We start from the raw sequence: 26,499 nt of genomic DNA on the forward strand, positions 1-26,499 counted from the left end.
TGTCCGGCGGGAAGGTGTCATTTCATCGAATGTCGTCGTTCAATCCGGGCGTACCCGACGGATCAGGGGTTCGGGCTCGCAGGGCGCGGACCGACCAGTCGAGGACCGGCGCCAGGCTCTCGTCCGTTGACCAGCCGTTGATCACCGAGAGCAGGTGCAGGTAGCGCTCGCGTCGGGGGTCGGACGCGGCCTCCAGCCGGTCCAGCATCCGCCGCCGGAGGTCGACGTCGTCGGGGAGGCCGCAGAGCCGCGCGTACCGGACCATGACCGCGGCGACCACATCGTCGGCGCCGTGCGAGACCGGATCGACGCCGGCGGCCACCGCCGGCCCGACCTGCTCCCGGACCACCGCGACCGCGTCCCGGCGTACGACCGGCGCGTCGGCGTGGTCCGCCGCGTGCTGCTCCGCCAGCCGCCGCAGGCTGGCCCGGAAGTCCGGGTCCTGGGCGAGTTCGGCCAACTCCACCCACGCCTCGACCTGTTCGGTGCTGGGATTGTCGGGGAGTTCGGGGGTCAGGGACCGCCGGATCCCCGCGAACGCGGGATCGCCGGCCAGGCCGGTGAGGGCGGCGTCCAGAAACTTGTCGATCAGTCGCCGACGTTCGGCGTCGGAGAGCTTCGCCAGCCTGTGCATGAGTCTCATCTCCTCGGGTGTGGACCCGCGCCGGGCCACCGCCGTCAGCACCGCGCGCCGCAGGCGCAGCACACGGATCTGGGCCGCCAGTGCCTCGGCGTGTGCCGCGGCGACGTCGGGCAGCGAGACCTCCCGGTCCACGATGGCGCGGATAGTGGCCAGGTCCAGTCCGAGGTCGCGCAGCGTCCGTACGAGGTCCAGGCGGGCGACGGCGTCCAGGCCGTAGCGGCGGTGGCCGGTCGGGCCGCGGTCGGCCGGCGGCACGATCCCGCGGTCGGAGTAGAACCGGATGGTCTTGACCGTCATCCCGGTACGCCGGGCCAGGTCGCCGATCGAGTAGAGCCGCTCGCCGTTCATGTCCCTCAGCCTTGCGCCTCCCGTTGCTGGAGCCGCAACCCGGCCGGAGGATCGACGATCCCGAGTTAGGTTCACCTAACCCTCTCGGCTAAGGTAAGGCGAACCTAAGCCAACAGGACGGAATGCCCGTGACCAGCGTCGCCGCCCGGCCCGCCCGGGCCGACACCCCCGTCCGCCGAGGCGTCGGCCGCCGCCTCGCGGTCACCCTGGCGGCGGCGCTCCTGCTCACCGTCGCACTGGTCGCCAGCCTGGCGCTCGGCAGCCGGCCGCTGCCCGCCGAGGCGGTGTGGAATGCGCTCACCGCCCCGGACGGCGGGGACGCCAGCACGATCGTCCGGGAACTGCGGCTGCCGCGTACCGCCCTGGGGGTGGTCGTCGGGCTCGCCCTGGCCCTCGCCGGGGTGCTCTTCCAGGCCGTCACCCGCAACCCCCTCGCCGAGCCGCGCATCCTCGGCGTCAGCGCCGGCGCGTCCGTCGGCGTGGTGCTGGCCATCGCCGTCTTCGGCGTCGGCACCCTCACCGGGTACGTCTGGTTCGGCGTCGGCGGCGCGCTCCTCGCCGGCCTGCTGGTCTTCGCCGTCGCCAACCGCACCCGCGAGGGCGCCAGCCCGGTCACCCTCGCGCTGGTCGGCGCGGCCCTCGACGCCAGTCTCGGCGCCATCGTGTACGCGCTGCTCAGCATCGACGCCCGCACCTTCGAGGAGTACCGGTTCTGGGTGGTCGGCGGCCTGACCGGCCGGGACGTCGGCGTCGCCGGGCAGGTGCTCCCGTTCGTCCTCGCCGGCACCGTACTGGCCGCCCTGGTCGCCCGGGGCCTCGACGCGCTCGCCCTCGGCGACGACGTCGCCCGTGGCCTGGGCCACCGGATCGCCCTGGTCCGCCTCGGCGCCGGGGCCGCCGGCGTGCTGCTCACCGGTGCCGCGGTCGCCGCCGCCGGGCCGATCGCCTTCGTCGGGCTGGCGGTGCCGCACCTGGCCCGGTCCCTGGTCGGCGCCGACCACCGGTGGACCCTGCTGGTCGCCGGACTGCTCGGCCCCGCCCTGCTGCTGACCGCCGACATCGTCGGCCGGCTCGTCGCGCCGCCCGGCGAGGTCCCGGCCGGCATCATCACCGCCCTGCTCGGCGCCCCCCTGCTCGCCTTCCTGGTCCGCCGCGCCCGGGTGGTGACCGCATGACCCGCCCCCGCCGCTCCGGCGATCTTGCAGTTGCGGCCCCGGCAAAGCGTGCAGATAACCCAAATCACCGTTCCGAAGTGCAAGATCGCCGGTTGGTGGTGCGGGTGGGGGCGGTGAGTGTTGTGGTGCGGGGGCGGGGGGTGGTTGTCGCGGGTGTGCTGTTGCTGCTGCTGGTTGGGGCCGGGGTGCTCAGCCTGTCGCTGGGTACCCCGTACGTCGCGCCCGTCGACGTGCTGCGCGCGGTCTCCGGTGCCGGCACCCCGTACGACCTGGTGGTGCTGCACCTGCGCCTGCCTCGCGCGGTGCTCGCGGCGCTGGCCGGGGCCGCGTTCGGCGTGGCCGGCACCCTGATCCAGAGCGTCGCCCGCAACCCGCTGGCCAGCCCCGACGTCATCGGCATCACCCAGGGCGCCGGGCTGGCCGCGACGGTGGCCCTCACCGGCGGCGCCGCCGCGATCCTGGTCGCGCCGGCCGCGCTGCTCGGCGGCCTGGTCGCGGCGGTCGCGGTGTTCGCCCTCGGCGCCCGGCACGGGCTGGCCGCGCAACGGTTCGTCCTCGCCGGGGTGGCGGTGGCGTTCGCGTTCCGCGCGCTCATCGAGGTGGTCATGCTCACCGCCGACCCGATCGACGGGCTGCGCGCCCAGCTCTGGCTGATCGGCACCCTGGCCGGCAAGGGCTGGACCGAGGCCGCCTGGATCGGGGCCACCCTCGCCGTGCTGCTGCCGGTGCTCGCCTGGGCCGGTTGGGCGCTGCACACCGCCGCGCTGGACGACGACACCGCCCGCGGCGTCGGGCTGCGCCCGGTGGCCCGGCGGATCGGGCTGGCCGCCACCGGTGTGCTGGTCGCCGCCACCGTCACCGCCCAGATCGGCGCGGTGGACTTCGTCGCCCTGGTCGCCCCGCAGGTGGCCCGCCGGCTGGTCCGGGCGGAACGGCCACCGCTGCTCTGCGCCGCGCTGCTCGGGGCGCTGCTGCTGGTGCTGGCCGACCTCGCCGGCCGCCGCCTGTTCGCCCCCACCCAGCTCCCGGCCGGGGTGCTCACCGCCGCGATCGGCGGGCCGTACCTGATGTTCCTGTTGCTGCGTACCCGGGGGAGGCGGTCGTGACCGCGATGCTGTCCACCCGTGACCTGGTCGTCGGCTACGACGGCCGGACCGTGCTGGACGGGCTGGACCTCGACCTGCCCGCCGACGCGTTCACCGTCATCGTCGGGCCGAACGCGTGCGGCAAGTCCACCCTGCTGCGCACCATGGCCCGGCTGCTCACCCCGCGCCGCGGCGCCGTGCTGCTCGACGGTACGGCGATCCGCGACCTGCCCACCCGCGAGGTGGCCCGACGCCTCGGCGTGCTGCCGCAGAGTCCGCTGGTGCCCGAGGGGATCACCGTGGCGGACCTGGTCGGCCGGGGCCGGCAGCCGTACCAGCGCTGGTGGGCACAGTGGTCGACGGAGGACGGCCGGGCCGTCGAGCGGGCCATGGCCCTCGCCGACGTCGCCGGGCTCGCCGATCGGGCGGTGGACACCCTCTCCGGCGGGCAGCGGCAGCGGGTGTGGATCGCCATGACCCTGGCCCAGGACACCGAGGCGCTGCTGCTGGACGAGCCGACCACCTTCCTCGACCTCGCCCACCAGGTCGAGGTGCTGGACCTGCTGCACCGGCTGCGGGCCGAACGCGGCCGGACCGTGGTCGCCGTGCTGCACGACCTCAACCAGGCCGCCCGGTACGCCGACCACCTGGTCGCCATGCGGGCCGGCGCGGTGGTGGCGGCCGGACCGCCACGCGAGATCCTCACCGCCGACCTGGTCCGGGCGGTCTTCGGGCTCGGCTGCGTGGTCGTGCCCTGCCCGGTCACCGGCGCCCCCCTGGTCGTGCCCGCCCTCACCCAAGCCTCGGCCGCCCCGGCCCCTTCCCGCACCCACGCCTCGGCCGCCCTGGCCCCTTCTCCCGGCCCGGCCGACCCCTCGGCCCCGGCTGTTACCCCAGCTTCGGCTGCAACGCCGGCTCCGGCCGGCTCCTCCGTCGGCGACGCCTGAGCGCCCGCCGACCCGTACCACACGAAAGGACCCTGATGCGTCGTCTCGCCGCCGCCCTCACCGCGGCCCTCGCCCTCGGTGCCGGTCTCACCGCCTGTGGAGAGAGCGACCCCGCCCCCGGTACGGCCACCGGGGAGACCCGGGAGATCACCCACGCGATGGGCGCCACCAAGGTGCCCGCCGATCCGAAGCGGGTGGTGGTGCTCGACACCGACAAGATCGACACCGCCCTCTCGCTCGGCGTCACGCCGGTCGGCGCGGCGACCGCCGGTGAGGCGAAGAGCTGGCCCACCTACTTCGGCGCGGAGAAGCTCGCCGGGATCAAGGAGGTCGGGGTGCTCACCGAGCCCGACCTGGAGGCGATCAACGCGCTCAAGCCCGACCTGATCCTCGGCAGCAAGTTCCGCCAGGAGAAGTTCTACGACGAGCTGTCCGCCATCGCGCCGACCGTCTTCACCGAGAAGGTGGGCATCACCTGGAAGGAGAACTTCCTCCTCGACGGCCAGGCGCTGGGCAGGGAACAGCAGGCGCGCGATCTGCTCGCCTCGTACGAGAAGCGGGCGAAGGAGTTCGGCGTCTCGCTCGGCGACCCGGCCAGCCGGGAGATCTCCATCGTGCGCTTCATCCCCGGCAACATCCGGGTGTACGGCCCGGAGTCGTTCTCCGGCATCGTCGTCGGCGACACCGGGCTGGGCCGCCCGGTGCGCCAGCGCCTCGACGGCAAGCAGGACAAGCGCTTCGACCTGGTCAGCCCGGAGCGGGTCAACGAGGTGGACGGTGACGTCATCTTCGTCACCGCGTACGGCGAGAAGGCCGCCGCCGAGCAGACCAAGGTCACGGCCGGCAGCCTCTGGCAGGGGCTGTCCGCGGTCAAGGCGGGCAAGGCCCACGTCGTCTCCGACGAGACGTGGATGACCGGCATCGGCGTCACCGCCGCCAACAAGATCCTCGACGACCTGGAGCAGCACCTCTCCGCATGAGGGGCGTCGCAAGATCGCGCTCGATCCACGTTCGAGCACGATCTTGCGGGGCGGGCTGACAGGGTCAGGCGGCGGTGGACCAGATGGCGCGGAAGGCGGCGGCCTCGCCCGCCAGCCACTGTTCGAGTTGGTCGGACTTCGCCGTGTCGGGCATGCGGTGGGCCTCGCCGCGCCGGATGTCGACCAGGACCGGCTCGGCGTGCGGCAGGACCGCGTCCATGTGCCGGGCCATCAGGTGCAGCGTGGCCAGGGTGGCCTCCTCGCTCGGCGGCGCCTCGTCGAAGTGCAGGCGGATCGCCTCGGCGCGGCCGTCGGCGTATCGGACGCCGAACTGCGGGTTGATCTTGACGGGCAGGTCGCCCAGCATGGCCAGGGCGTCCCGGGTCTGCGCCAGGTCGACGCCGGCCGGATCGCCGAGAGAACGCAGCCAGGCGGTCGCGCCGGGCGCGAGGGCCTCGTAGAGCGGGCGCCAACGGGGCTTGACCAGGTCGGCGACCTGGGCCAGATGGGTGCCGCCGGTGTGGAAGGCGATGTCGGCCTTGAGCGCCTTGACGAACTGGCCGTGCGGGTTGAAGCCGTGCCGGGTCGCTCGCTGCTTGCGCAGGCCCCCGACGAAGGTGGCCTTGGTGGGCCCGGTGCGGTCCACGTACCGGGTGAATCCGAGGAGGGTGGCGTAGGGAGTGATCGGGGCGGTGGAAGTGGGCGCGGTCACGAGCATCCTCCCAGGTCAGCAGCTCGATTAGTACATACATTCTAATCGACGGGTCTGACATCGCCCAGTCATGAGGGCAGAGCGGTTCCGGTGCCCGCTCCCGGCCGTCACGCCGACCGCTGACCCGACCTGTCCGGACCGGGCAGCCGGGCCGTGTCGCGACCGGCGGTGTCGGGCCGACCGGTGTCGACGCGGGCCGCGTCGGGGCGTGATGAGGAGTAGCGGAACCGGGTCAGCGAGGTCGGACCCCAGAGGAACGCGATGGCGGCGGCGGCCAGCACGATCACCGCGCCCGAGATGACCGGGTTGTAGGCGGACCCGTCGACCGGGTAGAGCGCGTCGCTGACGTTGATGCTGGCGTGGAAGAGGCTCGCCAGCAGCACGCTGCCCGCGTTGTTGTTGTAGAGCCAGAAGATGATGACCCGCAGCGCCACCGTCAGCACACACTGCCAGGTGATCCACCGTACGGAGTGGCCGGCCTGCGCGTACGGCACGATGTGCCAGACGGCCCAGACCGTCCCGAGGAGGAGCGCGGCCCACAGGGCGTTGCGCCGTTGTTGCAGGACTCCGCCCAGGTACCCCATCCAGCCGACCTCCTCCATGAGGCCGGCCACGGCGAACAGCGCGACCGAGACCAGGACGTAGGTGGGGTCGAAGCGGGGGGCGGGCACCGCGTCGCCCATGGCGCGCGCCACCGCGTACGACAGGAACATGAGCACGGGCATGATCAGCAGCGCCGGCAGGTACCACCGCCTGCGGTCGATGCCCTGCCGGCTGACGCTGTGCCGCAGCAGGCGCCGGGTGCCGCCCGGCCGGCGGTCGGCCCGGGTGAGGATCAGCGCGGCGACGAACGGGGCGACGAACATCGCGGCGCTGGTCGGCAGCCGCATCGGGAGCACGTCCGACATGCCCTCGGTCAGCGGCTGGAGGAGCCAGAACGGGATCGCCAGCGCGAAGACGAGCACGAAGAAGCGCAGGGGCGATCGATCAGCCGGGCGGCCGTCGGCCATGGCGGTTACTCCTCACCGTCGGGCTGGGGCGTCGCCCGACGACGGACGGTCGCGGCGTCACTGCGTACCGTCATCGCGCGGGTCGCCCTCGACCCTAGGGCCGACGCCGCCCGCGAGGGAGGGCCAAGGGTCCCGCCGGTACCCCTAAAGCTGCCCGACGGCGGTGATCCGCACCACGGCGGCACCGACCTCGTCCGAGGCCGCGAGGTCGACCTCGGCGCTGATGCCCCAGTCGTGGTCGCCCTCCGGATCGTCGAGGATCTGGCGTACGGTCCACCGCTCCCGGCCCTGCTCGATCATGAGCAGCGCCGGCCCGCGGGCGTCCGGCCCGACCCCGATCCCGTCGTACGCCTCGAAGTACGGCTCCAGCGCGTCCGCCCACGCGTCCGCGTCCCAGCCGTGCTCCGCGTCCAGTTCCCCGAGGAGATCCCAGCGGCGCAGGGCGGCCAGCTCGACCCGGCGGAACAGCGCGTTGCGTACCAGGACCCGGAACGCCCGGGCGTTGCGGGTGACCGCCGGCGGCCGGTCGTCCAGCGACGCGGCGACCTGCTCGACGTCGGACGGGTTGCGCAGCCGCTCCCACTCGTCGATGAGGCTGGAGTCGACCTGGCGGACCAGCTCGCCCAGCCACTCGATGAGGTCGACCAGTTCCTCGGTCTTGGCGTCCTCGGGGACGGTCTGCCGCAGCGTCTTGTACGCGTCCGCGAGGTAGCGCAGGACGAGGCCCTCCGACCGGGACAGGCCGTAGAACTGCACGTACTCCGGGAAGGTCATCGCCCGCTCGTACATGTCGCGGACGACGGACTTGGGGGAGAGCTGGTGGTCGGCGACCCACGGGTGCCCCTGCCGGTACATCTCGTACGCGTTCTCCAGCAGCTCCGCGAGGGGCTTGGGCCAGGTCACCTCGTCGAGCAGTTCGAGGCGGGCCTCGTACTCGATGCCCTCGGCCTTCATCGCGGCGACCGCCTCGCCGCGGGCCTTGAACTGCTGGGCGGAGAGCACCTGGCGCGGGTCGTCGAGGATCGACTCGATCACCGACAGCACGTCGAGGGCGTACGAGGGGGACTCCCGGTCCAGCAGCTCGACGGTGGCCAGGGCGAGCGGCGACAGCGGCTGGTTGAGCGCGAAGTCGAGCTGGAGGTCGACGGTGAGCCGGACCCGCCGGCCCTGCTCGTCCGGCTCGGGCAGCTCCTCGACCACGCCGCCGGCCCGCAGCGCCCGGTAGATGGCGATGGCCCGGCGGATGTGCCGCCGCTGGGCGGCCCGGTCCTCGTGGTTGTCGGTGAGCAGGTGCCGCATCGAGGCGAAGGCGTCACCGGGCCGGCCGATGACGTTGAGCAGCATCGAGTGGCTGACCTGGAAGCTGGAGGTGAGCGGCTCCGGTTCGGCCTCGACCAGCCGGTCGAAAGTGGGCTGCCCCCAGCCGATCGAGCCCTCGGGCGGCTTCTTCCGCACCACCTTGCGGCGCTTCTTCGGATCGTCGCCGGCCTTGGCCAGGGCCTTCTCGTTCTCGATGACGTGCTCGGGGGCCTGCACCACCACCCGGCCGAGGGTGTCGAAGCCGGCCCGGCCGGCCCGGCCGGCGATCTGGTGGAACTCGCGGGCCTTGAGCAGCCGGGTCCGGGTCCCGTCGTACTTGCTCAGGCCGGTGAAGAGCACGGTACGGATCGGCACGTTGATGCCGACGCCGAGCGTGTCGGTGCCGCAGATGACCTTGAGCAGCCCGGCCTGCGCGAGGGTCTCCACCAGGCGGCGGTACTTGGGCAGCATGCCGGCGTGGTGCACGCCGATGCCGTGCCGGACCAGCCGCGACAGGGTCTTGCCGAAGCCGGAGGTGAACCGGAAGTTGCCGATCGCCTGGGCGATCAGGTCCTTCTCGGCCCGGGTGGAGACGTTGACGCTCATCAGCGCCTGGGCGCGTTCCAGCGCGGCGGCCTGGGTGAAGTGCACGACGTACACCGGGGCCTGCTTCGTCTCCAGCAGTTCCTCGAGCGTCTCGTGCAGCGGGGTCATCGCGTACGAGAAGAGCAGCGGGACCGGCCGCTCGGCCGAGCGCACGACGGCGGTCGGCCGGCCGGTACGTCGGGTCAGGTCGTCGACGAAGCGGGTGGTGTCGCCGAGCGTGGCGGACATCAGGATGAACTGTGCCTGCGGCAGCTCGATGAGCGGCACCTGCCAGGCCCAGCCCCGGTCCGGTTCGGCGTAGAAGTGGAACTCGTCCATGATCACCTGGCCGACGTCGGCCCGGGCGCCCTCGCGCAGCGCGAGGTTGGCCAGGATCTCCGCGGTGCAGCAGATGATCGGGGCGTCGGAGTTGACGCTGGCGTCGCCGGTGAGCATGCCGACGTTCTCCGCGCCGAAGACCTCGCAGAGCGCGAAGAACTTCTCCGACACCAGGGCCTTGATCGGCGCGGTGTAGAAGGTGGTGCGGTCGTCGGCCAGGGCGGCGAAGTGCGCGGCGATGGCGACCAGGCTCTTGCCGGAGCCGGTCGGCGTGTTCATGATCACGTTCGCCCCGGAGACGATCTCGATGACCGCCTCCTCCTGGTGGGGATAGAGGTCGAGGCCGCGCTCGGACGCCCAGCCGGCGAACGTGTCGTAGAGGGTGTCGGGGTCGGCGGTCGCGGGCAGCGCGGAGGTGAGAGTCATGGCGGCTCCCATCGTGCCTGGATCATGGCCCCCCGCGCCAACCGGCCTCCCGCCTCCGGCGGTCGCGGACCTTCAGCGCCGCCGGTGTATCAGGTCGAAGACCTCCCGCCCGGCGGTCAGCGCGCGGCGCTCGAACTTGGTCACCGGGCGGTGCGCGGGGCGGGGTGCGTAGCCGCCGTGCACGTCGACCAGCTCCGGGTCGGCGGTCAGCGTCTCGCGCATCGACACCGCGTACTCGGCCCAGTCGGTCGCGCAGTGCAGCGTGCCGCCGGGGGCCAGCCGGGAGCGCAGCAGCGCCACGTGGACCGGCTGGATGATCCGGCGCTTGTGGTGACGGGCCTTCGGCCAGGGGTCGGGGAAGAACACGTGCACCGCGTCCAGCGACCCCGCCGGCATCGCCCGGACCAGGTCCAACGCGTCGCCCTGGGCCACCCGGACGTTGCTCAGTCCGTGCCGGTCGACCAGGTCCAACAGGTTGGCGATTCCGGGCGTGTGCACCTCAACCGCCAGATAGTGTCGGTCCGGATCGGCCGCCGCCATCGCCGCGGTGGCGTCGCCCATACCGGACCCAATCTCCAGCACCAGCGGGGCCCGCCGCCCGAACGGCGCCGTCGGATCGTACGGTCCGTCGAGGTCGGCGATCTCCAGACCGTACGCGGGCCAGAGCCGGGCCAGCGCCGCGCGCTGCCGGTCGGTCATCCGGCCACGGCGCGGATGGAAGGTGCGGATGCCGGCGGCGTGGGCGGGCGGCACGGCGTTCTGGTCGGTGGCGGTCACAGCGACCCGAGCGTACGCGACCGGTGCCGCGGAACGGATGTGAGGTGCGACCGGGAGTGAGAGGATTCATCCCGTACGGCAGGACGGGTGGCCCGCCGCCCGACACCGCCGACGCGGCGGCTCCAGGTCGTGGCGCGGCGTGAGAGGTGCCGGGTTGGATGTCGTCGGCGACGGCTCCAGGTCGTGGCGCGGCGTCAGAGGGTGCCGGGTTGGATGTCGTCGGCGACGGCTCCAGGTCGTGGCGCGGCGTCAGACGCGCCGAGCTGGAGTCGTCGGTGAGGCCCGAGAGGGGGCATGGTGTCAGTCACGCGAGGCGCGGCACTGCTGATCGCGGCCGCCGCGTGCACCGCCCCACTGCTCGCGGCGCCCGCGCTGGCCGGCCCGCCCGCCGCCGCGCCGCCCCCGGCCGTGCTGACCGCCGCCGAGCCGGCTCCCGATCCGCCGGATCAGGGCCAGCAGCAGCCGCCCGCTGACCTGATCTTCGTCGAGGTCACCCCGAGCACCGTGGAGGCCGGTTTCCTGGTCGGCCTCCGGGCGAGCTGCCGGGACAATTCCGTGCCGGCGATCGTGATCTCCGACGCCTTCGGCCGGGTCCAGGTGCAGCCGCAGCGCGGCCTGCTCACCGCCTCGCCGATGGTCAACGAACGCACCCGGGCCGGCAACTACCGGGTCAAGCTGGAGTGCCCGAGTGGGCAGACCGCCTCGACGATGCTCCAGGTGGTCAAGGCCGTACGGCCCAGCCGTGGGCCGGCCACCGGCTTCGGCGGGACCGCCGGGACCGGTTTCGGCAAGCTCCTGGTGCCGGTCGGGCTGGCGCTGACCGTGGCCGGCGCGGTGGTCGGCGTGGCGGCGGCGCGTCGACCCCGTACCGCCCGCCGCTGAGCCGGCCATGGCCGCCCACTCCGCCCCCCGAGCGCCCGCCGGGGTGGCTCGTGCCCGGGGTCGTCGTCCCTGGTCGGCGCCGCTCGCCGTGGTGCTGGTGCTGCTCGGGGTCTTCGCCACCGGGGCCGGGCTGGGCCGGACCGCCGGGCCGTTCGACTGGGTGGACGCGACCGGGTCGACGGCGGGCACCGCCCAGCCGGCCCGGTCCCGGCAGCCGGCGAGCCGCCCGGTGAGCCTCTCCGTGCCGGCGATCAAGGTGTCCGCCCCGATCACCCCGGTGGGCCGGGCGAAGGACGGCTCGGTGGACGTGCCGCCGCTGAGCCAGCACGACCAGACCGGCTGGTACGACCGCGGCCCGGTGCCCGGCGAGCCGGGCCGGGCGATCATCGTCGGGCACGTGGACACCAAGAGCGGCCCGGCGGTCTTCTACCGCCTGCGTGAACTCAAGCCGGGGGACCGGATCGAGGTGACCCGGGCGGACCGGAGCGTGGTGACCTTCAAGGTCGACACCGTCGAGTACTTCGACAAGGCCGACCTCCCCGCCGACCGGGTGTACGGCGACGACGGCCCGCCCGGGCTGCGCCTGATCACCTGCGGCGGGCAGTGGGTCGGCGGGCGGACCGGCTACGCGGACAACGTGATCACCTTCGCCTCGCTGGTCGACACCTGAGAGCCGTGACGGGCGCAGCCCCGGTCAACCGGCCGGGACGTCCGGGGACGGGCCGTTCCCGGCGGGGGACTCGCGGGCGATCGAGACCAGCGCGATCAGCTGCGCCGCCACCAGCAGGGTGACCGCGGCCAGCCACCACAGCCCGAGGTCGCCGCCGATCGTGACGGCCAGGAGGATCACGCCGACCAGCGCCAGGCCGGCCGAGCCCGCGCCGGCACCGCCACGCAGGGCCGACCGGCGTCGCCAGATCAGCCAGACCACCGGCAGCCACGCGGCCACCGCGATGATCATCCCGAGGAAGTCGACGGGGGAGGGCCCGTGCGTCCGGCTGAACGAGAACAGCCGGGGCCCGGAGTCCGGCAGCGCGAGCAGCAGGCCACCCGCGGCCGAGCCGACCAGCCAGACCAGGAGGCGACTGCGTATCGGCGGACGCGTCATGTGGGCATCATGCCGGGACCGGTCAACCTGCGCCTGGGCGCTGACGGGCCTTCCGGTGAACCGGTCAGCCCTTGCCGGGCACCTGCTGGACCACCTCGAACTCCAGCAGGTTGGCGCCGGTGGCGACGGGCTTGCGCGGCTCGCCACCCTCGCCGCCGGCGTGCGCGGCGCGGGACGGCCCCTGCGCCCACGCCTGGTACGCCTCCTCCGACTCCCACTTCGTGTAGACGAAGTAGCGGCTCTCGCCGGCAACCGGGCGGAGCAGCTCGAAGCCGAGGAAGCCGGGGGAGTTCTCCACCGCGCCGGCCCGGGCGGCGAAGCGCTTCTCCAGCTCCGCGCCGGCGCCCGGCGGGACGTCGATCGCGTTGATCTTCACGACTGCCATGCGTCCCACCCTACGGGGTTCAGAACGCCTCGACGGCCGGCACCAGGTCGACGTCCACCACGATCGGGGCGTGGTCCGAGGGGCCCTTGCCCTTGCGTGCCTCCCGGTCCACGTACGCCGAGCGGACCGCGCGGGCGAACGGCGCGGAGGCGTACACCAGGTCGATCCGCATGCCCTTGTTCTGGTGGAACATGCCGGCCCGGTAGTCCCAGTACGTGTACGGGTGCGGGCCCTTCATCGGGGTGGGCACGACGTCGCTGAGCCCGAGGTCGCGCAGCGCGGCCAGGGCGGCCCGCTCGGCCGGGGTGACGTGGGTGGAGGTGACGAAGAGCGCCGGGTCCCAGACGTCGGCGTCGGTGGGGGCGACGTTGAAGTCCCCGCACACCGCCAGCGGCGACCCGGCGATCAGCTCCGGCTCCAGCGCGTCCCGCAGCGCCGCCAACCAGGCCAGCTTGTACGCGTAGTGCGGGTCGTCGGGGGCGCGGCCGTTCGGCACGTACACCGACCAGACCCGTAGCCCGTCGCAGGTGGCCGAGATGGCCCGCGCCTCCGGCAGGGGAAAGCCCGGCTCGCCGGGGAAGCCGACCGCCACGTCGGCCAGCCCGACCCGGGAGAGTACGGCCACCCCGTTCCACCGGCCGTCGCTGTGGCTGGCCGCCTCGTAGCCCAGCGCGCCCACCTCGGCGACCGGGAACGCCCCGTCGGGGCACTTGGTCTCCTGAAGGCAGACGACGTCGGGTTCCGTGGTGGCCAGCCAGTCCAGCAGCCGGGGCAGGCGGGCCTTCACCGAGTTGACGTTCCAGGTCGCCAGGCGCATGTCTCCAGCCTGCCGTATCGCCGGCCGCCCCGCCGTCCCGGCGTCCCCGCGTCGCGCGGTCAGCGCTCCGGCGTGTCGCCCGGCCGGGTCTGCTCGGCGAGGAAGCGTTCCAGCTCGGCGCCCAGTTCGTCGGCGGTGGGCAGCGGGCCGGTCTCGGCGGCGAGCAGGTTCTTTCCGCCGCGCCCCCGGGCGAACGCGTCGTACTGCTCTTCCAGGGCCTGGACCAGGGTGGCCGCCTCCTCGGTCTGGGCGACCTGCCGGTCGATCTCCACCCGGACCACCTCGGCCGCGGAGCGCAGCTCCTCGGCGGGCAGCAGCAGGCCGGTGCTGCGGGACACCGCGGCGAGCAGCGCCTCGGCGGCGGCCGGGTACTCGGTCTGGGCGACGTAGTGCGGCACGTGCGCGGCGAAGCCGAGAGCGTCGCGGCCCTGCTCGCCGAGGCGGAACTCCAGCAACTGGCCGACGCTGCCGGGCACCTGGACCCGTTGGAGCCACGGCTCGTGCCCGGCGATCAGCTCGCGGCGGGTGGCGTGCGCGGTGACCCCGCTGGGCCGGGTGTGCGGCACCGCCATCGGGATCGAGTTGAGGCCGACGGTGAGCCGTACGCCGAGCCGGGCGGTCAGGCCGGCGACCGCGGCCACGAAGCGTTCCCACTGCAGGTCCGGCTCGGGGCCGGTGAGCAGCAGGAACGGGGTCTCGTCGTCGTCGCGCAGCAGGTGCAGCTCCAGCGCCGGGGCGTCGTACTCGGCCCAGTGGTCCTCGACGAAGGTCATCACCGGCCGGCGGGAGCGGTAGTCGAAGATTTGGTCGACGTCGAAGCGGGCGACCGGCCGTGCTTCGAGGGAGGTGAGCAACTGCTCCCGGGCCAGCCGGGTGGCGCTGCCGGCGTCGACGAAGCCGGTCAGTGCCTGGATCAGCACCGGTTGGCCGAGGTCGGGCAGATCGTCGGTGAGTTCGTAGAGCTCGTGTGGGTCGAGCACCGGTGGAGACCTCCCTGGGTACGCGCGTACGGAAGGGCCGTGGCGGCACGGCCTTCCCGTCCCGGCCAACGTACCGGCCACCGTGGTCCATTCCGTTACGGGCCAGAGGATGATCACGATTCGGCCACGCCCGTCCGGCTACCGTCCGAACCGGCGATCATGCCCGTCGTTTCCGCCGATAGGAGGGCATCGGCCATCGGCCGAAAGTACGAGTTTGTCGATCACCGGCTGGCGTGCGGACGGGTGCGGCGTTCCTGCCCCGAGCGGTACGGCTCCACGCGCACCTGAGGTTCGACCGTTTCGCGAGGATTCGTCCGACGCGAGCCGCGCCTCGCCGCCGCGTCCGTTTTGGCAGGCAGGAAGTGTGGCGAGGGCCACGTGGTCACCCTCGGTTACCCACGTGTTTCCCCCTTAGCCTCGTCGAATGCGTGACGACGGCACCCTCGACGACCAGTACGGCCTCGGCGGATCGGCTGACCGTTCGGACGATATCCACTCCACCGTTCAGTCAGCCGGTTCCAAGGAGCCCAACCCCCGACGCCTTTCCCTCGAATCCCTCCGTACCCGTCTCGGCGACCTCGCAAACCCCCTCGCCGCCCGACCCGGCCGCACCAAGCTGGCGGTCGCCGCCGGCGCGGTCTGCTGCCTCGGCCTGATCGGGGTCGGCCAGCTCGGCGCCGGTGCGACCAACACTTCGTCGGCTCTCGTGCCGACGCAGGAGGTCGCCCAGCGGGCGGCCGCCGACGCCGCCTCCCGTGGCCTGGCCCGGGAGGCCCTCACCCCGACGACCCCGAGTGCCACCCCGACCGCCGCCCCGGACGTCACCCCGACGCCGGCGGCGAAGCCCAAGCCGACCGCCAAACCCAAGCCGACCACGAAGGCCACGCCGAAGGCGAAGCCCAAGCCCACCCCGAAGCGGATCGTGCCGGTGGCCGGTCTGGACGGGGACCAGATGGCCAACGCCGTGAGCATCGTCCGGGCCGGCCAGGAGATGGGCGTGCCGCAGCGCGGCCTGGTCATCGCGGTGGCCACCGCCATGCAGGAGAGCAACCTCTACAACTACGCCAGCGGCGTGCTGCCCGAGTCGCAGAACTACCCGCACCAGGCCATCGGCTGGGACCACGACTCGGTCGGGCTGTTCCAGCAGCGCCCCAGCAGCGGGTGGGGCGCGGTGCGCGACCTGATGCAGCCGGCGTACGCCACGAAGCAGTTCCTCTCCGCCCTGTTGCAGATCCCCGGCTGGCAGAACATGGCGCTCACCGACGCCGCGCAGGCCGTGCAGGTCTCGGCGTTCCCGTGGGCGTACGCCCAGCACGAGTGGCGGGCCACCGAGGTCGTCGACGCGGTCCTCGGCTGACGGCGCGGGCCGGGCGGCCACTGTGGACGGCCGTCCGGCGCCGGCCCCGGGTGGACATGACCGGGGAACGACGCACCGTGCGTCGCCCTGCTCAACCACCGGGAGCCCTTCGTGACCGATCCCGCGCCCGTCGACGACGAGCCCACCACCCCCACGCCGCCGGCGGCGCCGCGGGACACCCCCGTGACGCGGGAGGACCTTCCCGAGGCGCCGCCGGCGGCGCTCTGGGACCGGATGCGGAACGACCCGCAGTACGCCCCGGAGCACCTGGCCCTGGAGGCGGTGCGGGATGGCCGGGGTACGCGCGGCGAAGCGGGTCGTCGCCAAGCTGGTCCCCGGCGCGGCGATCGTCCTCGGCACCTGGGCCAACTCCTCGGCCACCAGCGATCTCGCCGACCGGACCCGGGAGCTGTACCGCGCCACCCCGGGGCCGTTGCCGGCCCAGCGCCAACCCTGATCCGGTCCGGGGGGTCGGCGTGGATCAGTCGGTGGCCCAGCCGGCGGCGGCCCAGGTCACCTCGGCGAGCCGGTTCTGGCCGGAGGGGTCGGGATGGAACCAGTCGAGGGAGTTCACGTCGTCCAGGCTGAACCGGGCGCGGTGCGCCGCCCCGCCGTCCCAGCGGCAGCGGGCCCCGTACGCCCGGCAGGCGGCGCGGAGCTGCTCGTCGTAGTCGTCGATCCGCTCCCGGAACCGGGCCCGCCGGGCCACGGCGGCCGGCGCGGTCGACGTCGCGTCGGCCAGCAGGGCCGGGCAGACGCCGTGCGACCAGGCTCGTACCGCCCGGGGCTCGGTGTGCCCGAGTTCCCAGAGCCGGTACAGGTCGGGAATGCTCACCACCAGCACCCGGGCCTTGGGCCGTCCCTCCCGCAGCACCCGCAGGCCGGCGTCGACCTGCTCCCGGAACGTGGCCACCGGGGTCATCGCGTCGACGTCGCCACGGCAGGCGTCGTTCGCCCCGATCAGCACCGTGACGTAGTCCGCCTTGTCGTGTACCGCCGCGCGGGCCTGCTCGGCGAGGCCGGCCGCGCGGGCCCCCGGCGTCGCCCGGTCGTACGCCCGCAGGCCGGGGGCGTGCTCGCGCAGCCGCCGGTAGTGGCTGCGGACCCGGGTGCCGTCCCCGGTTGACCATGAGTTGCGCTCGCAGCTCACCAGCACCAGGCAGGAGCCGAAGCCGGTGGTGATCGAGTCGCCCAGCGCGGCCAGCACGGCCGGGCCGCCGGGGCGGGGCGAGCCGGACGGTCGGGGTGTGGCGGAGCCCGACGGCCGGGGTGTCGTGGAGCCCGCGCCGTCGCAGGCCAGCGCGACCAGTGCCGCCAGGCAGGCCAGCGCGGCGACCCCACGTCGAGGCATCCCGTCCCCCGTCCGGCGCAACCAGCGGTACGCCGACCCTATGCGTACCGGTCCTGGCCCAGGATTCCCTGTCACCTATCTGCCATAGACGATCGTCGTTAACAACCCCGTGCTACGCGGGTCGGCTGCGTCCTCGGGGCCCCCGGCTGCCGGGGATGATTCATGACAAATGTCCGCGAGGTGCGGGGGTGGGTCGGTTAGGGCGGTCGCTGTGGGGGTAGCCCGAAGGAATGACGCGATCACAGCCCCGCCGCGCCCGCGGCACGGTCGGCCACGCGTACAGCGCACTGAACCTGCGGCTCGGGCTCGCCCTCTTCGGCCTGGTCATCATGACCCTCTTCGCGGTGCTCGCCTTCGCGGTGCACCTGGCCTGGCTGGGCGTGGTCTGCGCGGTCCTCGCCGCCGTGGCCGTGGTCGACCTGGTCATCATCCAGCGTCGCCGCGCCGCCCGCCACCGCGAGCAGCCGGGCGCGCGGCACTCACTGTTCGAGTGACAGGAGCACGACATGCCCATCGCCACCACCAATCCCGCCACCGGACAGGTGCTCAAGACGTACGACCCGATGTCGGACGAGCAGGTCGACGCCGCCATCGAGCGGGCCGACCTGGCCTTTCGGCAGTTGCACGGCACCACCGTGGCCCAGCGCGGCCGATGGCTCATCGCGGCGGCCGAGCTGCTGGAGGCCGAGCGGGACGAGACCGCCCGAATGATGACCACCGAGATGGGCAAGACGTACGCGGCGGCCAAGGCCGAGGTGACCAAGTGCGCGACGGCCTGCCGCTTCTACGCCGCCAACGCCGTGCGGATGCTCGCCGACGAGCCGGCCGACGCCGGCGCGGTCAAGGCGACGCGGGCGTTCATCCGGTACCAGCCGATCGGGCCGGTGCTCGCGGTGATGCCGTGGAACTTCCCGCTCTGGCAGGTCATGCGCTTCGCCGCGCCGGCCCTGATGGCCGGCAACACCGGCCTGCTCAAGCACGCCTCCAACGTGCCGCAGACCGCCCTCTACCTGGAGGAACTGTTCCGCCGGGCCGGCTTCCCCGAGGGCGCGTTCAGCACCCTGCTGGTCGGCTCGGAGGCCGTCGACCGGATCCTGAGCGACCCGCGCGTCCGCGCGGCCACCCTCACCGGCAGCGAGCCCGCCGGCCGCTCGATCGCCCAGATCGCCGGCCGGGAACTCAAGAAGACCGTGCTGGAACTGGGCGGCAGCGACCCCTTCGTGGTAATGCCCACGGCCGACCTGGACCGGGCCGCCGAGGTGGCCACCACCGCCCGCTGCCAGAACAACGGTCAGTCCTGCATCGCCGCCAAGCGGTTCATCATCCACACCGACGTCTTCGACGCGTTCGCCGAGAAGTTCGCCGCGCGGATGTCCGCGCTCACCGTCGGCGACCCGATGGACGACGGCACCGACGTCGGCCCGCTGGCCACCGACCGGGGCCGCGCCGAGGTGCACGCGCAGGTCCAGGACGCGGCGGACAGCGGCGCCACCATCCTCTGCGGCGGGGAACTGCCCGCCGGCGACGGGTGGTTCTACCCGCCGACCGTGGTCACCGACCTGCGGCCGGGGATGCGAATGTGGGCCGAGGAGGTCTTCGGCCCGGTCGCCGGCCTCTACCGGGCGTCCTCCTACGAGGAGGCGATCGAGATCGCCAACGGCACCGCCTTCGGCCTCGGCTCGAACGCCTGGACCACCGACCCGGCCGAGCAGGAGCGTTTCGCCACCGACCTGGACGCCGGCAGCGTCTTCATCAACGGCATGACCACCTCGTTCCCGGAGCTGCCGTTCGGTGGCGTGAAGAACTCCGGCTACGGCCGCGAGCTGTCCGCCGTCGGCATGCGGGAGTTCTGCAACACCAAGACCGTCTGGGTCGGCGCGGGTGAGGCCGGCCCCGGCGCCGGCGCGCACTCGGAGTAACCGGCCCACCGGGCCGAAACCCCGGGCGTCAGTGCAGGCGGCGCGCCAGGACCTGGCCGGGCCACGGGTCGCGGCCGGGCCGCCGTACGGTGAACGGGTCGGTGGCGGTGAAGCCGCAGCCCTCGTAGAAACGGACCAGGGCCCGGTCGTCGCCGCCGTAGCAGTCCACCCGCAGCAGACCCAGGCCCCGGTCGCGGGCCAGTTCCTCCGCGTACGCCAGCAGCCGCGCCCCGATCCCGTTGCCGGCGTACGCCCGGTCGGTGACCAGCAGGTTCACGTACAGCTCCGGCTCGGTGGCGGGCGGCACGTATTCGGTGGCCGCGCCCACCACCAGGGCGCCCACGGCGGCGTCGCCGAGCACGGCCAGGTACAGGCCACCGCCGGTGGCCCACTCGTCGGCCTGGGCGATCCGGCGCGGGTCGGCCGACGCGGGCTCGGTGCCCCACTGGCCGGTCCGGCCGCGCTCGGCCAGCCAGGCGGTGGCCCCGTCGAGCAGCCGCAGCACGGTGGCGGCGTCGTCCGGCCCGCCCGGCCGGATGGTGATGGTCCGCTGGTCAGTCATGCCGACATGCTGCTACACCACCGCGGCCGGTCGGTCAGCGGCCGCCGCCCGGTGGCGCAGCCGAAACTCGCGACGCCGGCCACATCGGACGGGCGCGCACCTGCCGGGGAGAGCGGAGGACCTCCTCGCGTCGCGCTGGGATCCTCACACCGCTGCCGCGCGCTCCCACGGCTGCGGTACCCGGACCGCCGTCATGCCCGCCGCCGTCGCGGCCTGGATCCCCAGGTCGGTGTCCTCGAAGACCAGGCAGTCCGCCGGGGGTACGCCGATCCGGCGGGCGGCGAGCAGGAACGCCTCCGGGTCGGGCTTGGCCCGCGCGTAGTCCCCGGCGCAGACCAGCGCCTCGAACCGGTCGAGCAGACCCAGCGCGCCGAGCGAGGCGGTGACTCCTTCCCGGGTGCTGCCCGAGACCACCGCGAACGGGACACGCCCGTACGCGTCCTCGATGTGCGCCAGCACCTCCGGCACGGCGGTCAGCTCGGGCAGCGACCGCTGGTACAGCTCCTCCTGCCGTCGGGCGACCGTGTCCACCGGCATGGTCAACCCGTGCCGTTCGTTGAGCGTGGCGATGATGTCGGCGATCGGGCGACCGCCCCAGGCGTAGAACAGCTCCTCGGGGAACTCGCAGCCCCACTCGTGCAGGGCCGAGCACCAGGCCGCGTAGTGCAGCGGCATCGAGTCGACGATGGTGCCGTCGCAGTCGAACAGGTAGGCGCGGAAGTCGCCAGGTGGCAGGGGCAGGCTCACCGGTGCAGGGTACTGCCGTCGCCGGAAAACGCGTTGGCCGGACCGGTGCGGTCTGGTTGGGTCTGGCAGCGTGGTGCGCAGCAGGATCGCCCGGGGCGACGAGTTGACCGAGGTGCAGCGGATAGAGGTGGCCTCCGGGGCGCCGTTCCGCGAGATCGGCATGATCGACGTCGCCGACATGCCGCCGTTGCCGCTGGACGTGCTGGCCGACCGTCAGCGGGCCGGGCGGGTGTGGGTGGCCGTGGACGCTGACGACCGGGCGGTCGGCTTCGTGGTGGTCGATCTGGTGGACGGCTGCGCGCACGTTCTGCAACTCAGCGTGGACCCGGCGTACGCCCGGCGGGGGATCGGGCGGGGGCTGCTCGACGACGTGGCCGGCTGGGCGGCCGGGCGGGGGCTGCCGGCGTTGACGCTGACCACCTTCCGTGGCGTGCCGTGGAACGGGCCGTACTACGCGCGCTGCGGGTTCCGGGAGCTGACCGGTGGAGAGGTCACCGCGGGGCTGGCCGAACTGCTGGCCGCCGAGGCGGCGCTGGGGCTGGACCCGGCCGAGCGGATCGCCATGCGGCGGCCCGTCGGCTGAGGAGTCAGCGGCGGCCGGGGCGCGGCCCTCCGTACAGGTGCACCCGGTCGTCCCGGTCGCGGGCCCACGCGGCGTCGTGGAAGAGGTCGGGTCGGGCCGGCGCGTGGGCGACGTGCACGGTCCACTGCTCGAACCACCAGCGGGCCGCGCACTGGCAGCCGGTGAACCGGAAGTTCGCCCGCCAACGGCAGAGCTGCCCGGGGGCGAGCGAGAACAGCCGGGTACCGGTCCGCCGGACGGGGAACGAGGCGTTGCCCGGCAGCCGGTCGACCAACGCCGTGCCGTCATGCCACTCGACCCACAGCCCGGCGTCGCGGGCCGCCGCCGGGCCCGTCCGGAGCTGTTCCACGGGGCGGTAGCCGGTGGCCTCGTCGAGCAGCACCTCATGCACCGCGATGCCGTCGGTCGGCAGCGGCGGCAGCGCGTACCCCAGGGGGAGCCGGCCGCGGACGGTGGCCGCGGCGGCGTCTCGGCTGGTCCAGCGGAGCCGGATCCGCTGGACGACCAGCGCCGTCACCGGCCCGCCCCGCCGTTGACGAGGCGTTCGGTGGCCAGGCAGGAGACGAGGCAGCGTTCCTTCGCGTCGCCGGTCAGCCGGGCCGTCCAGTCGGTGAAGCCACCGTCGCCGACCTCCCACCCGCCGTCGTGCAGGGTGAGCCGCAGCGCGCACCCGATGTAGTAGCCCCGCCCACGTTCCCGCTCCGGCTCGTCCAACAGCGGGATCCCGTCGTCGGCGAGAGCCGGGCGAACGCTGTCGGCCAGCCGCTCGCCGAGGACCGGGTCGTCGAGGACCGTGACGTGCAGCCGGGGTGCGGCCGGCCGGGCCAGCTCGGCGAGGACCGCCCGCCACCAGGCCAGGTGCCGCCGGAGCAGCCGCGCCTCGGTACGCCCCGAACCCGCGTCCCGGGCGCTGGACACCAGGGTGAACAGCCGGAAGTGGGCGGACGCGTCGGGGCCGAAGTCCTGCGCCCGGAGCACCCGGTGCACGGCGGCGAGGTGCACCTCGCCGGTCCGCCCCTGCCGTCGCCGACGCGCGGCGGCCTCGACGGCGAGGGCGTTCGTCGGGTCGCTCACCACCTCGGTGCCGCGCAGGGTGGTGACGATCCGGTTCTGGCTCACCGGCGCGACGGTGGAGCAGGTGCCGAGTGGGACGACCGGGGACAGTTCGACGCCCGCCACGTCGGTCGGCAGCAGCTCCCACAGCCGTGCCTCCAGCCGGGCGAGCACGCGCGCGTCCACCTCCGACGGCCGGACGAAGCGGTCCTCCCGCCAACGCCGCAGCACCTCCGCCGGGCTCGCCACCGCCGCGCGGTCGCGGGCCACCGTCAGCAGCAGCGTCCGCAGGTCCGCCGCGGGCAGGCCGGCCAGCGCGTCCCGCGTCCCGGCCGGCAGCGCGGCCCACACCCGGCGTTCCGCGCCGGACAGCTCACCGGGCTCCATGGTTGCCAACCATCGGATACCGGCCGCGCCGCGTCCACCGGATTTGGTGCGGCTCAGTGCCCGCCACCGAGGTTGAGCACCACCACCCCGGCGATCACCAGGCCGGCGCCCATCACCTTCGTGACGCTGAGCGGCTCACCCAGGAAGGCGGCCCCGATCGCCATGATCGCGGCGGTGCCGAGCCCGGACCAGATCGCGTACGCGACGCCGACGGGGATCTCCTTGACGGCCAGGGCGAGCAGCCCGAACGACGACACGTACGCCACCGCCAGCGCGAGCGTCGGCCAGAGCCGGGTGAACCCGTCGGTCGCCTTGAGCAGGCTGGTGCCGATCACCTCGGCGGTGATCGCGCCCAGCAGGAACAGGTACGCCATTGTGGGACCGTACCCGCCCCACCTCGTGGTGATCACGCTCGAAGATCGAAGTGAGATGGAAGTAGTGGCCTCCAACGGAGCTGGAGGCCACTACTTCCTGGATCGAGCAGGGTCTCTCAGGAGAGGGTGCAGGCGACTCCGTTGAGGGTGACCAGGTTGGGGTTGGGGTTGGGGCCGCTCGCCGTCGACCCGATCAGGCCGAAGGTGACCTCGGCCCCCGGGGCGATCTTCGCGTTCCACGACTCGTTCGTCGCGGTGACCGTGGCACCGGACTGGCTGACCTGCGCCGACCAGTAGCTGTTCACGTGCTGGTCGCCGGTGAAGGCCCACCGCACGTTCCACCCGGTCACCGCGGACGTGCCGGTGTTGCGCACGGTGACCTGGGTGTTGAAGCCGTCCGGCCAGCTTCCGTGGGTGGTGTACGTGGCGGCGCAGGTCGGGGCGGGGACCGCCTTCGCGTCACGCTGGTCGGCGAGGAACGACGCCAGCCACGCCAGCGCCGAGTTCCAGTTGATCGCCACCTCGTTGGTCGCGTACGAGTTGATGTCGTCGACGTAGCAGAACATCGGCTTGCAGCCGGCCAGCAGGTTGGCCGCGAACGGGTCCTGGAGGCCCGAGTTCGCGCCACCGGCCAGGGAGCCCGCCGGCGGGTGCGGCAGGTTCGGGTCGAGCTGGTGGCCGAAGATCCGGCTGTGCTGGTTCTGCGCCGCGTGCTCGCCCCAGCCGGTCACGTACGAGATGTTCAGCGCGTTGCGGCCGAGCAGGTAGTCGGCGCTCTGCACGGCCCCGTCCCGGTACTTCGCGTCCCGGGTCAGGTCGAACGCGGTGGCGAGCACGACCGCGTTGTTGATGATGTTGCTGTTGCCGCCCCAGACGTACGAGTAGTCCTCGCCGGTCAGCGGCAGCCCGTACGCCTGGCCGCGCAGGGTGGCCAGGTAACGGTCGGCGGCGGCGGTCACCGAGGCGCGGATCCGGGCCCGCTCGGCGGCCGGCAGCGCGTTCGGCACGGTGGCCAGGTCGAGCCGGCCCAGCGCGGCGACGCTCTGCCAGCCGAAGGCGCCCCCGGCCTCGAACACGTCGGCGGTGTGCAGCGGCGACGCGGTGAGATCGGTCAGGTACGCCTGCGCCCCGGTGGTCAGCCACAGCTCGACGGCCGCCCAGTAGAACTCGTCGGTGACGTTCGTGTCGTCGTACGCGCCGCCGCCGTTGCCGTCGGCCGCCGAGGCGTACACCTTCGGGTGTGCCTTGGCCGCCGCGTACGCGGTCTTCGCGGCGGTGCCGCAGCGGGCGGCGAAGGCGGCGTCGTACGGGGCGAACAGCCGGGCGCACTGGGCGGCGACAGCCGCCAGGTTGAGGGTGGCCGCGGTGGACGGCGGGTGCAGTTCGCGCGGCTGCGGGTCGTCCTGCGGGGCGAGCGGCAGACCGGTCCAGTTCCGGTCATGGATCTTGTGATGGGCCATCCCGGCGAGCGGCTGGCCGGCCGGCACCTGCATCCGCAGCAGGAACTCCAGCTCCCAGCGGGCCTCGTCGAGGATGTCCGGGACGTTGTTGCCCCGCTCGGGCACGCGCAGGGTCGAGTCGCCCAGGCCCGCGCCGCCGCCGGCCGTCTCCGCGGTCTTGGTCCGCTCGAAGGCGCTCAGCAGCTGGTAGGTGGCGATGCCGCCGTTGACCACGTACTTGCCGTGGTCGCCGGCGTCGTACCAGCCGCCGCGCACGTCGAGGGAGTAGTCGCAGACGCCGGGCTGGCAGGGCACGCTCGTGTCGCCCTGGTTGGGGGCCACGCCGAGGTGCCCGGCCGGGCGGGCGTACTCGGCGCCGATCAGGCCGCCGTCGATCGCGGTGCCGCTGCGCTGGGCGTAGAAGAACTGGAGGGAGTCGGCGCGCAGCCGGTCGTAGAGGGTGCCGGAGATGTCGAACGGGTGGCTGGTCTCCCCGTCCACCACCAGGGTGTAGCCGGTGCCCGGGGTGCGGAACGACGAGAAGTCGACGGTCTGCACGTTCTGGTCGGACGCCCGGTCGACGCCGCGCGGGGTGCTCTGGCCGCTGGCCACCACCGCACCGGCTGCGGACTTCAGCTGCCAGGGCAGCGGGTCGGCGGCGTCGGTGACCACGGTGGCGTTCTTCGGTCCGCCGGGCAGGTAGCCGACCTGGTTGACCCGCACCCGTGGCCCGGTGTCCGGCTCGTACGGCTGGGCGGGCTCGCCGCCGCGCAGCGAGACGTTGTCCAGGCAGACCGTCTGCGCCTGCGGGCTGCCGCCGACCTGGAAGATGAGCTGCGCGCCGGGGTTGTCGGCCGGGGCGGTGAACGTCTTGGCGACGTGCTGCGCGGTGCCGGTCGCGTTCGCGTTGGCGCTGGCGTACGTGGTGTAGGGGGCGCTGCCGAGCTGGAGCACCGCCGTGACGGCCGTCCCGGGGGTGGCGGAGATGTCGAAGGAGAGCTCGTACTCGGCGCCCGCGATCAGCGGCACCGCGTCCTGGCCGATGCCGGCGTCCCAGGGGTTCGCCAGGCCGGCGGGGACGGTGGTGCAGAGCCGGCCGTCGACGACCCGGAGGTCGCCGGTGCCGTACGAGAACCAGGGGCTGGTGCCGTCGCTGAAGTCGCCGTTACGGATCTGTTCGGGCGCGTCCGGGGGCACCTCGGCGAGGGCCGGGTTGGCGGTGGCGCCGGTGAGGACGAGGGTGGTGGCCGCGGCGAGCGCTGTGAGGCGACGTCGGGATGGGGTCACGGAGCTTCCTTCCGTGCGTCGGGTGCGGTGGGGACGGGCGAGAGCTGGGAGCGCTCCCATTCGGACTGATGTTTCCAGCGTGTCCCTCCGATGTCAATCGACCCGGGGCGATGGGCGTGCGGCGCGCCCGGTAGTGAGATTCACCGCGCCACGCGGCATCCTCCTGATCTCCTAGAGACAACTGCGCCCTTCGCCTGGCAGGCTGCCTCCCATGACCCTGAAGCTTCGTTCCGTGGGGGCGAGCGACCGTGGGCTGATCCGCAGCGGGAACCAGGACGCCCAGCACGCCGGGAACTGGCTGGTCGCCGTGGCCGACGGCATGGGCGGCATGGCGGCCGGCGACCTGGCCAGCCGGATCGCCATGGACGCGATCACCCCGCTGGACGTGGAGACCCCCGAGGACACGCTGGTCGCCGCCCTGCAGGGCGGCATCGAGCTGGCCACCGCGCGGATCCGGCAGGCCGTCCTCGAGGACCCCGAGCGCCAGGGCATGGGCACCACCCTGACCACGCTGCTCTTCGCCCGTACCGGTAGCTGCCTGGCCCTGGCCCACGTCGGCGACTCCCGGGCGTACCTGTTCCGCGAGGGCGTGCTGAAGCAGGTCACCCGGGACGACACCTTCGTGCAGATGCTGGTCGACCAGGGCGTGATCACGCCCGATCAGGCGAGCAGCCACCCCCGGCGGGCCGTGGTGACCCAGGCGTTGCAGGGCGACGAGGTCTCCCCGGCGTACGCGACGATGGTGCCCCGGGCCGGCGACCGCTGGCTGCTGTGCAGCGACGGCCTCTCCAACGTGGTCCGCGCGGACACCCTCACCGAGGTGCTCGGCGAGTACGCCGATCGGGACGCGTGCGCGGCCAAGCTGATCGACCTGGCGCTGCGGGCCGGCGGCCCGGACAACGTGACAGTGGTGATCGCCGACGTGGTGGACGAGTAGCCCGG

27 protein-coding genes and 1 pseudogene are annotated in these 26,499 nt (G+C 73.5%); 12 read left to right on the forward strand and 16 right to left on the reverse strand.

Translation table 11 applies throughout. The annotated features are described in order from the left end of the window. Positions 1–22 precede the first annotated feature (22 nt). Entirely contained in the window at positions 23–991 is a 969-nt protein-coding gene (locus GA0070621_RS03300; protein ID WP_091191467.1) for a MerR family transcriptional regulator, read from the reverse strand. 128 nt (positions 992–1,119) lie between these two features. Between GA0070621_RS03300 and GA0070621_RS03305 the strand changes: the two genes are divergently transcribed. The 4 genes from GA0070621_RS03305 to GA0070621_RS03320 all read left to right on the forward strand — a co-directional run bounded on the left by GA0070621_RS03305 (position 1,120) and on the right by GA0070621_RS03320 (position 5,178). Continuing rightward, on the forward strand, positions 1,120–2,166 hold the full coding sequence (locus GA0070621_RS03305) for a FecCD family ABC transporter permease (RefSeq protein WP_091201953.1): 1,047 nt from the start codon (positions 1,120–1,122) through the stop codon (positions 2,164–2,166). 113 nt (positions 2,167–2,279) lie between these two features. Further along, the gene (locus tag GA0070621_RS03310) at positions 2,280–3,272 is read left to right on the forward strand and encodes a FecCD family ABC transporter permease (RefSeq protein WP_167666553.1); all 993 of its coding nucleotides are present in this window, start codon (positions 2,280–2,282) and stop codon (positions 3,270–3,272) included. A gap of 5 nt (positions 3,273–3,277) precedes the next feature. Further along, on the forward strand, positions 3,278–4,198 hold the full coding sequence (locus GA0070621_RS03315) for an ABC transporter ATP-binding protein (RefSeq protein ID WP_091201957.1): 921 nt from the start codon (positions 3,278–3,280) through the stop codon (positions 4,196–4,198). 35 nt (positions 4,199–4,233) lie between these two features. Then, entirely contained in the window at positions 4,234–5,178 is a 945-nt protein-coding gene (locus GA0070621_RS03320) for an ABC transporter substrate-binding protein (RefSeq protein ID WP_091191469.1), read from the forward strand. A 64-nt stretch (positions 5,179–5,242) separates the two neighbouring features. On the opposite strand, the gene GA0070621_RS03325 is transcribed toward GA0070621_RS03320, so the two are convergent. From GA0070621_RS03325 to trmB, 4 genes are all read right to left on the reverse strand, one after another. Continuing rightward, the gene (locus tag GA0070621_RS03325; RefSeq protein WP_091201959.1) at positions 5,243–5,890 is read right to left on the reverse strand and encodes a hypothetical protein; all 648 of its coding nucleotides are present in this window, start codon (positions 5,888–5,890) and stop codon (positions 5,243–5,245) included. 107 nt (positions 5,891–5,997) lie between these two features. Next, positions 5,998–6,900, reverse strand: a complete 903-nt coding sequence (locus GA0070621_RS03330; protein ID WP_091191471.1) for a CPBP family intramembrane glutamic endopeptidase — start codon at positions 6,898–6,900, stop codon at positions 5,998–6,000. 144 nt (positions 6,901–7,044) lie between these two features. Further along, complete coding sequence (locus GA0070621_RS03335; protein WP_091191473.1) at positions 7,045–9,549, reverse strand: DEAD/DEAH box helicase; 2,505 nt, start codon at positions 9,547–9,549, stop codon at positions 7,045–7,047. Between the two features lie 72 nt (positions 9,550–9,621). Beyond that, positions 9,622–10,326, reverse strand: coding sequence for a tRNA (guanosine(46)-N7)-methyltransferase TrmB (gene trmB, locus GA0070621_RS03340; protein ID WP_091191475.1), 705 nt, complete (start codon positions 10,324–10,326; stop codon positions 9,622–9,624). Between the two features lie 294 nt (positions 10,327–10,620). Between trmB and GA0070621_RS03345 the strand changes: the two genes are divergently transcribed. Beyond that, entirely contained in the window at positions 10,621–11,208 is a 588-nt protein-coding gene (locus tag GA0070621_RS03345) for a hypothetical protein (protein ID WP_091191476.1), read from the forward strand. Positions 11,209–11,215: 7 nt separating this feature from the next. Further along, entirely contained in the window at positions 11,216–11,878 is a 663-nt protein-coding gene (locus tag GA0070621_RS03350) for a class F sortase (protein ID WP_091191478.1), read from the forward strand. 24 nt (positions 11,879–11,902) lie between these two features. On the opposite strand, the gene GA0070621_RS03355 is transcribed toward GA0070621_RS03350, so the two are convergent. The 4 genes from GA0070621_RS03355 to GA0070621_RS03370 form a co-directional block, all read right to left on the reverse strand. Next, the gene (locus GA0070621_RS03355; RefSeq protein ID WP_091191480.1) at positions 11,903–12,316 is read right to left on the reverse strand and encodes a hypothetical protein; all 414 of its coding nucleotides are present in this window, start codon (positions 12,314–12,316) and stop codon (positions 11,903–11,905) included. A gap of 64 nt (positions 12,317–12,380) precedes the next feature. Then, positions 12,381–12,701, reverse strand: a complete 321-nt coding sequence (locus GA0070621_RS03360; RefSeq protein ID WP_091191482.1) for an antibiotic biosynthesis monooxygenase family protein — start codon at positions 12,699–12,701, stop codon at positions 12,381–12,383. A gap of 19 nt (positions 12,702–12,720) precedes the next feature. Then, a complete protein-coding gene (locus GA0070621_RS03365) occupies positions 12,721–13,518 on the reverse strand; it encodes an exodeoxyribonuclease III (RefSeq protein WP_091191483.1) in 798 nt (265 codons plus the stop codon). A 59-nt stretch (positions 13,519–13,577) separates the two neighbouring features. After that, positions 13,578–14,498 (reverse strand): proteasome assembly chaperone family protein, encoded by a 921-nt coding sequence (locus GA0070621_RS03370; protein WP_091191485.1) that lies wholly within the window; start codon positions 14,496–14,498, stop codon positions 13,578–13,580. Between the two features lie 424 nt (positions 14,499–14,922). Here GA0070621_RS03370 and GA0070621_RS03375 point away from each other — a divergent pair, with 424 nt between their 5' ends. Together GA0070621_RS03375 and GA0070621_RS30650 are read left to right on the forward strand one after the other, a co-directional pair. Then, the gene (locus GA0070621_RS03375) at positions 14,923–15,855 is read left to right on the forward strand and encodes a peptidase M23 (protein ID WP_091191487.1); all 933 of its coding nucleotides are present in this window, start codon (positions 14,923–14,925) and stop codon (positions 15,853–15,855) included. A 277-nt stretch (positions 15,856–16,132) separates the two neighbouring features. Next, positions 16,133–16,312: pseudogene (locus GA0070621_RS30650) on the forward strand (hypothetical protein); the annotation flags it as partial. 24 nt (positions 16,313–16,336) lie between these two features. Here the strand turns inward: GA0070621_RS30650 and GA0070621_RS03385 are convergent. Then, positions 16,337–17,206, reverse strand: coding sequence for a GDSL-type esterase/lipase family protein (locus GA0070621_RS03385; RefSeq protein ID WP_091191488.1), 870 nt, complete (start codon positions 17,204–17,206; stop codon positions 16,337–16,339). Positions 17,207–17,436: 230 nt separating this feature from the next. Between GA0070621_RS03385 and GA0070621_RS03390 the strand changes: the two genes are divergently transcribed. Both GA0070621_RS03390 and GA0070621_RS03395 read left to right on the forward strand, forming a co-directional pair. Next, a complete protein-coding gene (locus GA0070621_RS03390; protein ID WP_091191490.1) occupies positions 17,437–17,700 on the forward strand; it encodes a DUF6343 family protein in 264 nt (87 codons plus the stop codon). Between the two features lie 12 nt (positions 17,701–17,712). After that, a complete protein-coding gene (locus GA0070621_RS03395; protein WP_091191491.1) occupies positions 17,713–19,125 on the forward strand; it encodes an NADP-dependent succinic semialdehyde dehydrogenase in 1,413 nt (470 codons plus the stop codon). Between the two features lie 28 nt (positions 19,126–19,153). Here the strand turns inward: GA0070621_RS03395 and GA0070621_RS03400 are convergent, their stop codons facing one another. Further along, the gene (locus GA0070621_RS03400; RefSeq protein ID WP_091191493.1) at positions 19,154–19,687 is read right to left on the reverse strand and encodes a GNAT family N-acetyltransferase; all 534 of its coding nucleotides are present in this window, start codon (positions 19,685–19,687) and stop codon (positions 19,154–19,156) included. 144 nt (positions 19,688–19,831) lie between these two features. After that, complete coding sequence (locus GA0070621_RS03405) at positions 19,832–20,434, reverse strand: HAD family hydrolase (protein ID WP_091191495.1); 603 nt, start codon at positions 20,432–20,434, stop codon at positions 19,832–19,834. 70 nt (positions 20,435–20,504) lie between these two features. On the opposite strand from GA0070621_RS03405, the gene GA0070621_RS03410 reads away from it, so the two are divergent. After that, entirely contained in the window at positions 20,505–21,017 is a 513-nt protein-coding gene (locus tag GA0070621_RS03410) for a GNAT family N-acetyltransferase (protein WP_167666555.1), read from the forward strand. A gap of 4 nt (positions 21,018–21,021) precedes the next feature. Here GA0070621_RS03410 and GA0070621_RS03415 read toward each other — a convergent pair whose 3' ends face one another. The 4 genes from GA0070621_RS03415 to GA0070621_RS03430 all read right to left on the reverse strand — a co-directional run bounded on the left by GA0070621_RS03415 (position 21,022) and on the right by GA0070621_RS03430 (position 25,557). Continuing rightward, on the reverse strand, positions 21,022–21,534 hold the full coding sequence (locus GA0070621_RS03415; RefSeq protein WP_091191497.1) for a hypothetical protein: 513 nt from the start codon (positions 21,532–21,534) through the stop codon (positions 21,022–21,024). Beyond that, positions 21,531–22,457 (reverse strand): hypothetical protein, encoded by a 927-nt coding sequence (locus GA0070621_RS03420; protein WP_091191499.1) that lies wholly within the window; start codon positions 22,455–22,457, stop codon positions 21,531–21,533. The genes GA0070621_RS03415 and GA0070621_RS03420 overlap by 4 nt, the downstream gene beginning before the upstream one ends. Before the next feature lie 53 nt (positions 22,458–22,510). Continuing rightward, positions 22,511–22,831: a DMT family transporter gene (locus GA0070621_RS03425; protein ID WP_091191501.1), complete on the reverse strand. Its 321-nt coding sequence runs from the start codon at positions 22,829–22,831 to the stop codon at positions 22,511–22,513. A 116-nt stretch (positions 22,832–22,947) separates the two neighbouring features. Then, the gene (locus GA0070621_RS03430) at positions 22,948–25,557 is read right to left on the reverse strand and encodes a glycoside hydrolase family 9 protein (protein ID WP_091191503.1); all 2,610 of its coding nucleotides are present in this window, start codon (positions 25,555–25,557) and stop codon (positions 22,948–22,950) included. A 211-nt stretch (positions 25,558–25,768) separates the two neighbouring features. Here GA0070621_RS03430 and GA0070621_RS03435 point away from each other — a divergent pair, with 211 nt between their 5' ends. After that, complete coding sequence (locus GA0070621_RS03435; protein WP_091191505.1) at positions 25,769–26,494, forward strand: PP2C family protein-serine/threonine phosphatase; 726 nt, start codon at positions 25,769–25,771, stop codon at positions 26,492–26,494. Positions 26,495–26,499: the final 5 nt, after the last annotated feature.

Origin of the sequence: Micromonospora narathiwatensis, assembly GCF_900089605.1 — a bacterium.
Taxonomy (GTDB): Bacteria; Actinomycetota; Actinomycetes; order Mycobacteriales; family Micromonosporaceae; genus Micromonospora; species Micromonospora narathiwatensis.